At 48.8% G+C, this 12433-nt stretch carries 13 protein-coding genes; 1 reads left to right on the forward strand and 12 read right to left on the reverse strand.

Features of this window, described 5'->3' with window-relative positions:
- Positions 1–3: 3 nt before the first annotated feature.
- From BLW29_RS02655 to aroA, 8 genes are all read right to left on the reverse strand, one after another.
- Positions 4–993 (reverse strand): aldose 1-epimerase, encoded by a 990-nt coding sequence (locus BLW29_RS02655; RefSeq protein WP_090975932.1) that lies wholly within the window; start codon positions 991–993, stop codon positions 4–6.
- A 196-nt stretch (positions 994–1189) separates the two neighbouring features.
- Positions 1190–2176: a phosphotransferase enzyme family protein gene (locus BLW29_RS02660; RefSeq protein WP_090975934.1), complete on the reverse strand. Its 987-nt coding sequence runs from the start codon at positions 2174–2176 to the stop codon at positions 1190–1192.
- Positions 2177–2516: 340 nt separating this feature from the next.
- On the reverse strand, positions 2517–3428 hold the full coding sequence (locus tag BLW29_RS02665; RefSeq protein WP_090975936.1) for a phytanoyl-CoA dioxygenase family protein: 912 nt from the start codon (positions 3426–3428) through the stop codon (positions 2517–2519).
- Between the two features lie 133 nt (positions 3429–3561).
- Entirely contained in the window at positions 3562–4155 is a 594-nt protein-coding gene (locus BLW29_RS02670; protein WP_177186457.1) for a pentapeptide repeat-containing protein, read from the reverse strand.
- Positions 4156–4210: 55 nt separating this feature from the next.
- Positions 4211–5236: a DUF2332 domain-containing protein gene (locus tag BLW29_RS02675; protein ID WP_090975940.1), complete on the reverse strand. Its 1026-nt coding sequence runs from the start codon at positions 5234–5236 to the stop codon at positions 4211–4213.
- A 191-nt stretch (positions 5237–5427) separates the two neighbouring features.
- On the reverse strand, positions 5428–5997 hold the full coding sequence (locus tag BLW29_RS02680; RefSeq protein ID WP_090975942.1) for a GNAT family N-acetyltransferase: 570 nt from the start codon (positions 5995–5997) through the stop codon (positions 5428–5430).
- Between the two features lie 45 nt (positions 5998–6042).
- On the reverse strand, positions 6043–7098 hold the full coding sequence (aroC, locus tag BLW29_RS02685) for a chorismate synthase (RefSeq protein WP_090975944.1): 1056 nt from the start codon (positions 7096–7098) through the stop codon (positions 6043–6045).
- Between the two features lie 17 nt (positions 7099–7115).
- Complete coding sequence (aroA, locus tag BLW29_RS02690) at positions 7116–8462, reverse strand: 3-phosphoshikimate 1-carboxyvinyltransferase (protein WP_090975946.1); 1347 nt, start codon at positions 8460–8462, stop codon at positions 7116–7118.
- 109 nt (positions 8463–8571) lie between these two features.
- On the opposite strand from aroA, the gene BLW29_RS02695 reads away from it, so the two are divergent.
- The gene (locus BLW29_RS02695; protein ID WP_090977051.1) at positions 8572–9456 is read left to right on the forward strand and encodes a LysR family transcriptional regulator; all 885 of its coding nucleotides are present in this window, start codon (positions 8572–8574) and stop codon (positions 9454–9456) included.
- 7 nt (positions 9457–9463) lie between these two features.
- On the opposite strand, the gene BLW29_RS02700 is transcribed toward BLW29_RS02695, so the two are convergent.
- The 4 genes from BLW29_RS02700 to BLW29_RS02720 all read right to left on the reverse strand — a co-directional run bounded on the left by BLW29_RS02700 (position 9464) and on the right by BLW29_RS02720 (position 12433).
- Complete coding sequence (locus BLW29_RS02700; protein WP_256208266.1) at positions 9464–10087, reverse strand: polysaccharide deacetylase family protein; 624 nt, start codon at positions 10085–10087, stop codon at positions 9464–9466.
- 73 nt (positions 10088–10160) lie between these two features.
- Positions 10161–10997 (reverse strand): phytanoyl-CoA dioxygenase family protein, encoded by an 837-nt coding sequence (locus BLW29_RS02705; protein WP_177186458.1) that lies wholly within the window; start codon positions 10995–10997, stop codon positions 10161–10163.
- 416 nt (positions 10998–11413) lie between these two features.
- Complete coding sequence (locus BLW29_RS02715; RefSeq protein ID WP_090975955.1) at positions 11414–12202, reverse strand: class I SAM-dependent methyltransferase; 789 nt, start codon at positions 12200–12202, stop codon at positions 11414–11416.
- 21 nt (positions 12203–12223) lie between these two features.
- Positions 12224–12433, reverse strand: coding sequence for a cysteine-rich CWC family protein (locus tag BLW29_RS02720; protein ID WP_371264664.1), 210 nt, complete (start codon positions 12431–12433; stop codon positions 12224–12226).

Consider the following 12433-nt stretch of genomic DNA (forward strand, 5'->3'; position numbering starts at 1 on the left):
TGCCTAGTTATTGGATTCGATCCAAAGTGAAGTTGTTATCGTGCGCTCTTCCCCTGCTTTTATACCCTGGACACCGGTTAACTCATGCTCGTACGGGAGATTGAAGGCATCCGTTACATAAGTATAAGGCTCGATGGAGAAAGCTTGATCCCAGTTCGGCCGGAACAACAGCACGAATGGGAATTGCGTATCAAGTTGGTAGGCGATCGTATAGCCCGCATTAGGCAGTACTAAACGGGTAATGCAATCCGACTCCGGATCAATAGTGAGCAGCGTACAGCCAAGCTCCGGATAATCGGCTAGTTCGATTCCGGATTGAATCGCTTCGCTTAGCTCTGTTACTGCCGGAAGTCCCGTTACGAAAGATAAATTCGTAATCGGCCATTCTGCCGCAGCAGGAACATGCAATGTAAGTCTAGGGTCGCTTTCATATGGCAGCGAGAAGTAAGGATGCAATCCATAAGCGAATGGCGCTTCATCGGAGCCTTCATTCTTTATGCAGCTATCCATACCCAGCCTGCCGTCAAGCAGCCGGTATGTAATCGTGAACGTTAATAAATGCGGAAAATAGGCCAGGATGTCCGGGTAATTCTCATAGCGGAGACGACTTGTAACCCATGCTCCTTGTTCGTCAGTTGCACCGCAATCAAGCACTTCCCATGCTCTTACGCTCAGCTCTCCGTGCAAATGATAATCCGGCGGTTCATTGATTGGAAAATGGTACGTACGATCTTGAAATGTAAATGTACCTTTATTAATCCGGTTAGGTGGAGACAACACCGGAGTCCCATATTTCGAGCTGGCGAACTTCTCGTTCTTCAATGTTGCTAAACTGATGGATGTCTTGATGACTTCGCGTCCACCGGTCGTAAAGCTGTACAGATTATTACCAACCTCCGGCAGCAGCTCTGCAATACTACCGCTTAATGTATCAGACAACTTAATAATGGTTAAGCCATCTTGCTTGAGCGTTTCAACTGCGTATCTACTCATGTTCTCCCTCCGATGGTTCGCGGGATCGCGAGTTTGAGTCCGGCACGTTGGCAACGGTTTCAATCGTTATGTGCTCGGGCACATTTGATTATATAACGAGTAATCGATATTCACAACAACAATTTATTCCCCTCCGTGTTCCCTGACGAAGCGAGGGAAGAGGCTCAATGAATGAGCCTCTTCCCTCTTGTGTCGTCTATTCAAGCTTCGTGCCGAAAACCGTCGATTTCCTACTCAAGGCATGCTCAAATCTAGTTCGTAAGTGCTGCATCCACTCCGGCTCATGATCCCATGTCTCCGCAACGCATCGAATTAGTCGCGCATAACCATATATATTTGCAAAACGTCTCAGCGCCGGCAATACCGATTCCATGTTCTCCGGTAAAGCGTATGCCGTGCTGTACCCCTCGAGAAAGCGCTGTTTTTTATGGTCATACAGTTCTTCCGAAATACAGTCCTGTAAGCTGTCCAGCGCTTGCTCGATATCCATCGCATACCAGTGATACATGGCATCGTCGAAATCAATCGCATAACAACGCTTCGTTTCGTAATCATAGAATACATTGTCGTATTCGTAGTCATAGTGGATCAAGCCGTAATTTTGTGAATGAATAGGTAATACAGCGAAATAATCCCGTAGTAATTGGACCTCTGACCTAGCTGCTTCCTCATTCGGGAGCTCCTTGATTTGATCATCAATCCAATCCAGCACTTCGCGATGGGACCATCTTCGTTGATCCCCTGGCTCATACTCGCTCGATAACCGGTGGAGTTCACCTAATGCTTGGCCATGGCTGAAGACGATCTCGTCGGTCAGGTCAGTTTGATTCATAGCAGATCCAGGCACTCTCTCAAATACGGAGGCGTAATAGCCTCCCCAAGGCGTTTGAATTTCTGCGAGTTCCTCCCCTGCATTGGATTTCACGGCCACCAGCACGCCATACTCATGCTCTTGCAAGTATTTAATGAATGCCAGCTCAGCTTCAATATTCGTTCTGCTCTTCTCCTCAATTGGAGCAAACCTCAACAGCTGCGTCTTGCCTTCCTTGAGAAACGGATAAATCGCATTCGATGATATCCGGTACTTTTGAAACATCTCAGTCGACTCTGCATCATAGTCCCAGTTTCTCAGTATCATTTCAGTCAAATTTTCATTATGGAATAGATATTTCAGCTTTAACATTTTCAATTGACCTCCGCGTCGTAAACCAATTTTTGCGCGCAAAAAGACCGCAAGGCATATTGCCTGCGGCCTCATCATTCTGATCATTAGGATTAGCTTGCATGCGCAAACAAACCTATCCCGATTCAGAAATAAAGTACAGAAATATCCTAGTGTATGGCAGACTCACTGTGTCTGCCCACCTATTCAGTTCGCGTTCACCTTAATAGTTGTCGTAGTAGTCATCGTAGCCCGGCGTTTCATGCCGCTCACTCCTTTCGGTAATACCAAGTATCTTCATCGTATAGGAGATCATGCTTGGAAGCAATTACTATTTCTATGAGAACTTTGCTACCTCAACCTACAGCTTGAGCGCACGTTTAATACTGAGCTCAAGCGGCGAATACGCACTGCCGTCTCTACGGTCGAAGTTCATTCGCTCTTTGAGAGGCGTCGTTCGATTGCACATGAACCGCGTCACGCCGCTATGATTTTGCGAGGAGGTATGATAGAGAAAAGGATGGCATAAGATGACGTCGCCAGGCGATAAAGTCGTTTCTTTCACCCGAAGCAATGTGCCCTGCTCATCTGTATAAGCGTTCGTCATAAACTTCTCAACTCGATCCGCTCCAGGCAAGAAAGAATCATCTGCGTTACCAGTTAACGCAGCCAGCCAAGGATGCCAACCATTACACTCTGCAATCGCTTCATGGGGATCCATTCCCTCCGGCTTCGTGGCTAGGTACCGGGAGACAACTTGATGCGAACCTTCTGCGATCAACGTTCCCCCGCCATGCGGCCCGATCTCCGAGAAGATGCACAAGCACAGCAAGCCCTGCTCACGGGCGTCGACGAAATGGCGGAAATGGGAACCATCCCAATGCCAGCCGTTTGCCGGAACGTTCCACTCTTCGTTCGCACCCAGATTGAAGTTAACCGGCCACCAGCCCCATTGCGGATAATTCCGATTCTCGTCACCGTTCCACAATACCTTCTGTGTCCAGCGATCCTCACCGATTAGATCCTCGATGGCATCACCAAGCCGGTCCGTGTTGCATCGATCAAATGCGTCGCTTCGAAAGTTTTCTTTCATGAACAATATAGGTGTGTTCCACGTCTCTCGGTTGTCTCGATCGATCTCATATCGTCTTAGCTGCTCCCACAGGAAGTCTTGGCATTCCAGCGCAAGCGTTCTCGGGAATGCTTCCTCCACTTTGACCCAACCCTGTTCCATAAATTGCTCAATCTGTGAATCAGTCAGCACCTTGTTCATCTCTGTTCAAGCCTCCCATTACTGATTTGCCCACCATAATTGAAGCGCTTTCTCCAATATATCAGGCGACAGGCTATTTTCATATCCATATTTATACATAACAAAAAGCCGCGATTCCTCGCGACCTCTTCAGTCATTCTTCATCGAGTACAATATCCATGCAATACAAGAGGTTAAGCGCTTCGGGCAGCATAAATTTCGCTTGGCGGATTCGATTCTGGCTAGGATCAATTTGATAATGAAGCGCGTGGGAGAGGTCTGCTCCGGATAAATTCGTGTCACCGAACATACTTTCCGTGAAATCCGAGCCCCTTAAATTGGCTTTCGAGAGATCCGCTTCTCGGAAATCAACATCTTTGACGGAACAATTCGTGATCGTCGATTGCGGCAATGCAACGCCGATGAAGGTGGAGTGATTTAACGTGCAATCTTCGAATTTGAGCAAGCCCGGCACCGCGATTCGCGGCCATTCCGCTTCCGACCAATTGATCCCGACAAGCTTCGATTGTATGAAATGAACCTGAGAGAACTTGCTGTCCGCAACCTTCATGAGGTTCAAATCGCAGCGGATAAACGTGCAGCCTGTAAATTTGCATTCATTGAATACGGTTTCGCTCAACTCACAATTCGTAAACGTACAATCGTAGAAATTGACCGCGACGACTTCCTCTTTACTAAACTTGATATCCTTGAATTGCTCATCGAAATATTCGCTCTCCGTGAACACCTTAGTCACATCCTTATTTCTTAATACGGCTAATCGTGGTCATGGCATCTCTAAACTAGCGTTTCCAACTGAGCCACCTGGCATGTCCGTCCGTCTCGGCGAGCACCATACTCTGAAATCGGCCATCCCTATAGTAATCGAGATGCAAATCGAGATCCCACATATTATTGTAGAGGTGATAGACCTCTCTTGTCTCCCCCAATATGCGAATTTGTTCGAACAAGTGGTGTTTATCTGCGAGGCTAAGCTGATTCGCCACATGCGTATGAAAGATGCACAAGGCCTGTTCCTCCGAGGTCGCCACTGCCGCCGAATCCAAACAAGCCAAGGCATCGCCTTCAATGAATCGTACAGCTTGATTGTCAAAAATGCCGGCCGCCTCTTCAAAATGGTTCATCCGCTCACGATGCTCCGGCCAAATTAAAGCCTTCATCCACATTCGATCCTCCGACTGATGAAGACGATTCACATGGAGATCAATTCCGATCCTGGATGCCACCGGAGGACTATCCGAGTAGAGGAATGGAAGGTTCGGGCCGCGCAGAGAAGTGGTCAAAGTGATTGGAGATTGCTGGTTGCCATAATACCCTTCGACATTGTCATAGGCATACCTATACTTATCCCAGAACAACTGCAGTCCGGCGCTCGTTCCGATCTCAATCAATGCAAGAGGTTTGTTCGATAGATGGTGGATGAGGCAGAACGCCGGATACAGATACGCACAGCGGCGAACCTCGTTCGTCTGAACCAGCTTCGTAGTCAGCAGTTGAACAAGCTCGCCCTGGTAGAGCAGGCAGAACGACTTGAAAGGTTCAAAAGCTGCTGCAGCGTCCCTCGGATTCGGTACAATACTCGCATAGTAATATTTTAACTCATGCTCGAATTCATTCAGCAGCAAATAATGAACAGCACCCAGCAAGAGGTTCGGAATTGGCTGTCCTTCCCTGCCTGCGGAAGCCAAGCGCAGCAAGTCATCGTCACCTGCAATTCGGCTGGAAAGCTGCTCATACAAGCTGCTTGATCCCTTGCATTCTTTCTCGGCAAATCTTCTGAAGCGCTCGGATATGCTCGAAATCTCCATACGTCCACCTCCAACAATTATCGCTCAGTTAGAGTGTAGCATCGCATTTCGATAAACAGAACCATCATTATTCTATCCATACAATAAGTATTATTTATCACTAAAAAAAGACTGCCAAAGGTAGCCTTAATAAGACAGTCCCCGGTCTTGTTGGTAATGATCGCAAGTCAATAAAAAAAATCAACGACGCATTATTCCATCGTTGATTTCTGTTGCAGCCATTCCTCATACTCGCTCTTCGTGAGCCCGTAGATATATTCGTCGTAATGTTTGCCTTTTGTGAAGATCATGTCACGCAGGCAGCCTTCTTGCTTAAAGCCCAGATGCTCTTGCAGCGCAATGGAACTGTTATTGAAGGCATAAACATGGGCATTAGCCTTGTTATAGCGCAGCTCCTCGAAATAATAGCCAAGAATCAGTTTAACCGCCTCCGATGCATAACCTTGACGCCAATGCTCGCGGAAGATCGCAATGCCGTATTTGAATGTGCCATTTCGCGGATCGCAATTGCTCGTACACAAACTGCCGACCAGCACGCCTTCAAGCGTCTCAATGGACAGCCAAATATTGTCTCCTTCAACCGGATGGTCGACCTTCTCTTCCGCCCATGCCTTCGTACCTTCTTCGGTTCTTGGAAAATGAATCATATCGCTTAGCCGAGCACCTTCAGAATCGCGGTCATTCTGATGATAGTCCTCCCAATCGCCGAATTCCAGTGGCCTCAGTCTGATCTTACTGCCTTCCCACATGTAGGATATCATGGTTGCTCGCCTCCCTCGTTCTCAGGCGTATCTTACCATTAATTCTCAGCCAAGCATAGCTGCTTGCCGCTTATACATGTCCTCCACAACAAGACAAGCCATAGCTTCCACAACAGGTACGATTCTTGGACAAATGCAAGGATCATGTCGGCCTATCGTTTGAATCTCTTGTTCCTGGCCGTCCACGTTAATCGTCTGCTGAGGTACGGATATCGATGATGTCGGTTTAACGCTGACCCGAAACACGATGTCTTGTCCGTTGCTGATTCCGCCCACAATGCCGCCTGCATGATTGCTTGTAAAACCGCCGCTGTTCATGCCGTCATTGTGCTCACTGCCCAGCATCACAGCCGCTTCGAAGCCGGCGCCGAATTCGATCCCTTTAATCGCGCCGATGGACAGCATGGCTTTGGCCAGCTCGGCATCCAATTTGTCGAAGACAGGTTCGCCAAGACCCGGCATCACCCCGCGAATGCGGCATTCCACGATTCCGCCGCAGCTATCGCCGACTGAAGCTAAATGCTCGATTTTGCGAATCATTTCCTTCGCAGCCTCAGGGTCACAGGCACGGACCGCATTTTGCTCGATGATGGATTCATCGAAGGTTTCGCATTTAATGCCGCCGATTTCGCGCGAGTATGCAATAACGTCAACACCGCGTCGCTCAAGCAATTTACGTGCAATCGCACCTCCGGCTACACGGGCCGCCGTTTCTCTCCCTGAAGCGCGCCCGCTGCCGCGGTGATCGCGAATGCCGTATTTCTGCAAATACGTAAAGTCCGCATGTCCGGGGCGAAAAGCATGCTGAATCGAGCCATATGCCTCCGGTCTCATATCATGATTATGCAAAATAATGAATAGCGGCGTCCCTGTTGTTCGGCCTTCGAACACACCGGACTCGATATGAACAATATCGTATTCCTTGCGAGGCGAAGTCACGGAAGATTGTCCCGGTTTACGCCGATCCATCTGCTTCTGAATATAAGCTTCATCGATTTCAACACCTGGCGTAACGCCATCTACAATGACGCCGACTGAAGCGCCATGCGATTCTCCGTAGGTAGTGATTTTGAACCGTTCGCCGAATGTATTGCCTGCCATTAGATTGGCCTCCTCTATTAATAGTCGACTTGGATACCAAGTCCGGCCAGCTGCTCGAAATACCCCGGGCAAGTCTTGGATACACAGCCGGGATCAGAAATTCGGATATCGTGAACCCGCAGACCAATCAGTGAAAGCGCCATAGCCATCCGATGATCGTCATGGGAATCAACCAGCGTGGGAACGGGCATCCCTGGATAAACCGTTAAACCATCCTCATGCTCTTCTACCCGAATTCCCAGCTTAGTTAGCTCTGCACAAATCGCTGCGATACGATCGCACTCATGATGCCTGATATGCGCAGCATCCTTTAACGTAATAGGACCATCTGCGAACACAGCCATTGCTGCAACCGTTAGCGTCTGATCCGACCATTTCTTCATGCTTAGCGTGAACCCGCCTTTAAGCTGATCCGTTCCTTCCACCTCAACGTAATTCTCTCCATGAGTAACCGTACATCCCATCTGCTCCAAAATCTGCAGCATCTCGATATCAGGCTGACTTGTTCTGGCTGCATGAATGCCTTCAGTCCGAACTCGGCCTCCGGTCAGTGCGGCAATAGCCCAGAAATAACAACAAGTGGAGACGTCCGGCTCCAACTGATAGGCCCTTCCTTCATATTTTCCTTGAGGAACCGTGATGGATTGACCATCCGGCGACACTTCAGCTTCAATGCCGAAGTCAGCCATCATATCCAGTGTCATCTGAACGTAGTCTCTCTGAACCACTTCTCCATCAATGCGTATCGTTAGCTGTTCCTTCGCGTATGGGGCAGCGATTAACAACCCACTTAGAAATTGACTGGATGTGTTGCCAGGAATCGTAACCTCGCCGCCATTCAAGCCGGATGCATCCAGCATGTAGGGAAGGCTATGTTCGGCCATCGTGTATTCGAATTTGGCACCGAGCTTGGTTAATGAAGCAAGCAAAGGAGCTTGGGGTCGCTCGCTCATCCGCTTGCTCCCGCTCACTGTCCACTTGCCATGACCGACCGCAAGCGCACCGGGCAGGAATCTTGCCACCGTGCCAGCAGCGCCGACATATAAATTCGCCGATGTAGTGGGCCACTCTCCGCCGCAGCCTTCAATGGAAGCCGTCTCTTGCTGAACAGCCGCCGCTACGCCAAGTTTCTTTAACGAATCGATGCACCAATACGAGTCGTCACTCTTCAGAATGCCGTGCAGTTCGGATTTCCCTTGGGCAAGTGCAGCTATAATTAGCGCTCTGTTGGTGAGGCTTTTACTGCCAGGTACTCGAATCGTACCTTGAACCAGTGACTTCGGAGAACTGATTCTTACTTCAAGTCGATCGTTATTCGCCGACCACGGAGAACGCGCTTCTAAATCCGGATGTATCGTTGTCATTTCCGTCCACCTCTTTAGGAGTAATTGATCTATCCCGATTATAATGAGATACTTGAAATAAATGAAATCGGAATATTCAATCGTTGCCATAAAGGTGGTTTATGTCAAAATGATCAATTTAGAGTGGTATCGGATTTTTCTGCATACGGCGCGACATCGAAATTTAACGAAAGCCGCGCAAGAGCTGCATGTCACGCAGCCGTCTGTCAGTTATGCGATTAAGCAGATGGAGGATGCGATGGGCGTGCAGCTCTTTCACCGATTATCCAAAGGTGTCGAACTCACGGCCGAAGGTCAGGCCCTGCTCGACTATGTCGAGCAATCCTTCTCGATGCTGGATTCCGCGCAGAAGCATCTACACAATCTGAAGCAGTTGCACGCCGGTGAGATCCGGATCGGAGCGAGCGACTCCCTCATCAAGCATCTGCTGCTTCCGCATCTGAATACCTTTCACCGGGAGCATCCGGGCATTCGAATTCGTCTCTCTCATGGCAAAACGCCCGACATCACTCGGCGCCTGCTGGATGGTGAGATTGATTGCGCTATGCTGCATTTGCCCATACAGAATCCACAGCTGCTGATTCATACGATGGCAACGATTGAGGATTGTTTTGTTGTCGGAGTGGATTATAAGGAACTGACCGAGCGGACACTTTCCATTCAGGAGCTGGCTGATCTGCCCTTGATCTTACTCTCACCCGGCAGCAGCACACGTAACTTTGTGGATCAATGGTTTGCGGCAAAAGGGGTAATGGTGCGGCCGGATATTGAGCTTGGTAGCGTTGATTTATTGGTGGAGTTCGCAAGTTTGAACTATGGGGCGGCATTGATCAGCCGATCTTTTGTAGAGGAGGAGCTGCGCAGCGGGAGGTTGCTCGAGCTCAAGTTGGATGTGTCTCTTCCGACTCGTGAGATTGGATTTGCAGTGAGGCGAGATAAGAAGCTCTCCGTTGCAGCGGAAAGCTTCGTTCGGCGTATTCGCGAAGCGGAGTGAGGAATGGTTATTTGATCTCTGCAGCAAGTAGTTCACTAATCGTAACAAGTTTGTACCCTTGTTCGATTAGCTCCGGTACGAGGATTTGAATGGCCGCAAGAGATTGCGATCGATCTCCGAATCCATCATGGAATAAGAGAATACTTCCCTCTCGTATCTCAGCGCGTGACACCTTGACGATGTGATCCGTTCCCGGCATATCCCAGTCACGGGTATCGAGATTCGTCGCGTGAATGATGGGATAGTTGAATTGCTCGCATACGGCGATCAGGTCGTCGTTATATTCCAGATAGGGCGGCCGAAACGTCGTCGGACGTTTGCCAATCACGTCGATAATGATCTGTTCAGCGCGACGAAGCTCCTCCGACTGCTCCTCTTTGCTCAAACTTGCCATATGCGGATGAGTGAAGCTGTGATTGCCGAACTCATGCCCTTCCGCGTCCATTCGTTGTGCGACATCTGGAAATTTCTCCATATTCGACCCTTGTACGTAGAAGGTTGCTTTTGCACCATGCTCCTTGAATACTTGGAGGAATTGCGGCGTCCATTCCGGATTCGGCCCATCATCGAATGTGATTGCGATTAACTTGTCCGAAGTTGTTACTTCATTGTAGATACGTGCAGCTTTCAACTTGATCTCCCCCTTATTGGAATTCAAAAAAAAGACTACAAAAATCATAACGATTCTGTAGTCCTTCTTCAAATTATTCGTGAGTTGGCTCGATAGCCGGGAAGCCGATCTTCTGCCAGCGGAACAGGTGCTTGGCACGATCCGACATTTGCTCGTACGTTTCTTGCGGGATCTGAACGCGGTTATCGCGGTGGCTTGCACTGTAGATAAGAGCAAGGTTCGGACGAATTTCGTTACCGCGGTTAGGTGTTCCACGGTGCCACATACGTACATCGCGAAGCAGGATGGAGCCAGCAGGCATATGGACTTTCATCGAATGCATATGCGGTGCCAATTTCTCAGGATCCGGGCCGTTTGGACCGTAGTAGTTATCCGGCAGCAAATGCGTGCCGCCCGGCCAAATTTCCATTGGTCCGTTGCCGTCGTGAACATCGACGAGCGGAATGTTGAACACAAGATCCGTGATCGGCAGGTGCGTCGTGCACAAATCGCCGAAACGAGCGCCGTAATCCGGGTGAACCGGCTGCGATTTCTGACCGCCTGGCAGCGACGTGTTGGAAGAGAACAGCGTAACCGAGTAGTCTTTGCCTAGAATACGATCCATAATGGCAAGCGCAAAAGGATGCTCAATAACCAGGGAATCGTTGAATGGCGCTTCGAACGGAAGGAAAATACCCAAGTGGTTCGTGCCTTCGTTAAAGCCCGTTTTATTCAAATAAATCTCTTTACCGTGTTTATCGATGAACCAGTTCATCGCGTCTGTGAACGCTTTCTTAAGTTCAGCGACTTTCTCCTTCGGCAGGACGCCTTCTAGGATTACATATCCGTTAACGCGGATCAGGTTTTCGGCAAGTTGAATATTCTCTTCACTTAGCGTTAGAGTATCGATTTCATGTTGACTAACTTTCACAATGATTCACCTCACGTAATGGATGTCGATCGAGTAGACTGCTAGTTTCTTTTCTAAAATATCATTTTTGATTCCGAAATACTAAACTTATCTTCCGATTGATGCATCACATTGCAAGATAATGCCCGGATGAAATTCTTGGGATTCTCTATAAGAAGGCATTGAAACGATGTATACAGCTTGAACTGGCGCCCCGTCAGCTTCGTGCATGAGTGCTCGGAGAGCTCTGAATTAGTATGGCTGTAATGCTGCATCTCATACTGAATTGCAAGATTTCGCTGCAAAGCGCAATCATCTTCTTTGACTCTCATCAACCTATCTTCGGATTCGTGTGCAGGAATATTAGTGCGTGGTGTCGCTATGAAGGGAATTCATTCAACTTCGACAGCCGCTTATACGTTGAGAATGCCCGACACCTAGCCCGAAGCAGCAGCTTCGATCAAATAATAAAATCCGGTCGTACGGATTCCTTGCGTAGTGGCATGTTTCTCAAATTGAGATACGATACCCGCATAACAAGTTTCCCGCACATAGTGGGAATAACGCTCTCGCTGGCCGAAACACAGCATGTTCAGCACATCTTCTACTGATGGAATCCAGACCGATTCTCTGATCCGCGACATATGAATGTCAACAAGTCCACTCGATTCCAATCGTTCCTGCACTCTATCCAAGATCGGCGTACCCAGCGTCGGTGGCTGGAAGATTCCCGGAAAACACAATCCAAGCTCCCCTCCCTCTCCATTCCCGTCACCCGGATGATAGAAGATCACTTTACCGCCCGGACGAACGACTCTGTTCCCCTCTTTATACCAGCTGCCTGGACCTTTCTTCGTGTAAGCCACATCAAACGCATCATCGCCAAATGGCAATGAATGATGCGTATCACCTTGAACATAACGGACATTCGGTTTCCGATGGAGATTCGCCGTCTCCAGAAATCCCTCCGTTACATCTAGACCTACAATCTCTTCAACATAAGCCGCCCAACGATTGGTATACTCCCCATGACCGCATCCAACATCGAGCACTTTTCCGCCCATAACAGCCGCAAGCTTGTCCGTCAGCACAGTTTCCCCAGGCGTGCCGTCAACTACGCCGTTCCATGTAAACTCATATTTACCTGACCTTGCTGCCAGTTCTTTACACCATGCGAACGATTGCGGACTTAAATAATCCGGATGTTTCGTAATCTCTGGAAACATTGTGATTTCGCCTCCCAACGACTATTTCTCCGAATCCGCATTGCTCCTTTTAAACTTGTTCAGACACTCCATACAAATACATGATTTATTCAGCTGTTCCGCCGGCACCAGCTCAAATATCCCTTCTGGAAACTCTTCGCTGCTGCACCAACAGGCATGGTTTCCTTCACAATTATTACGCTTGCGACAGATGGGACATTCGTTCGCTGCTTTTCCATCATCCTTCATCAT

This window comes from Paenibacillus sp. CF384, assembly GCF_900106745.1.
Taxonomy (GTDB): domain Bacteria; phylum Bacillota; class Bacilli; order Paenibacillales; family Paenibacillaceae; genus Paenibacillus_Z.

Excerpts from the sequence above, each read along its gene's own strand:
- BLW29_RS02655 (WP_090975932.1), bottom strand. The coding sequence starts at position 993 with ATGAGTAGATACGCAGTTGAAACGCTCAAGCAAGATGGCTTAACCATT.
- BLW29_RS02660 (WP_090975934.1), bottom strand. The coding sequence starts at position 2,176 with ATGTTAAAGCTGAAATATCTATTCCATAATGAAAATTTGACTGAAATG.
- BLW29_RS02665 (WP_090975936.1), bottom strand. The coding sequence starts at position 3,428 with ATGAACAAGGTGCTGACTGATTCACAGATTGAGCAATTTATGGAACAG.
- BLW29_RS02675 (WP_090975940.1), bottom strand. The coding sequence starts at position 5,236 with ATGGAGATTTCGAGCATATCCGAGCGCTTCAGAAGATTTGCCGAGAAA.
- BLW29_RS02680 (WP_090975942.1), bottom strand. The coding sequence starts at position 5,997 with ATGATATCCTACATGTGGGAAGGCAGTAAGATCAGACTGAGGCCACTG.
- aroC (WP_090975944.1), bottom strand. The coding sequence starts at position 7,098 with ATGGCAGGCAATACATTCGGCGAACGGTTCAAAATCACTACCTACGGA.
- aroA (WP_090975946.1), bottom strand. The coding sequence starts at position 8,462 with ATGACAACGATACATCCGGATTTAGAAGCGCGTTCTCCGTGGTCGGCG.
- BLW29_RS02695 (WP_090977051.1), top strand. The coding sequence starts at position 8,572 with ATGATCAATTTAGAGTGGTATCGGATTTTTCTGCATACGGCGCGACAT.
- BLW29_RS02715 (WP_090975955.1), bottom strand. The coding sequence starts at position 12,202 with ATGTTTCCAGAGATTACGAAACATCCGGATTATTTAAGTCCGCAATCG.
- BLW29_RS02720 (WP_371264664.1), bottom strand. The coding sequence starts at position 12,433 with ATGATGAAGGATGATGGAAAAGCAGCGAACGAATGTCCCATCTGTCGC.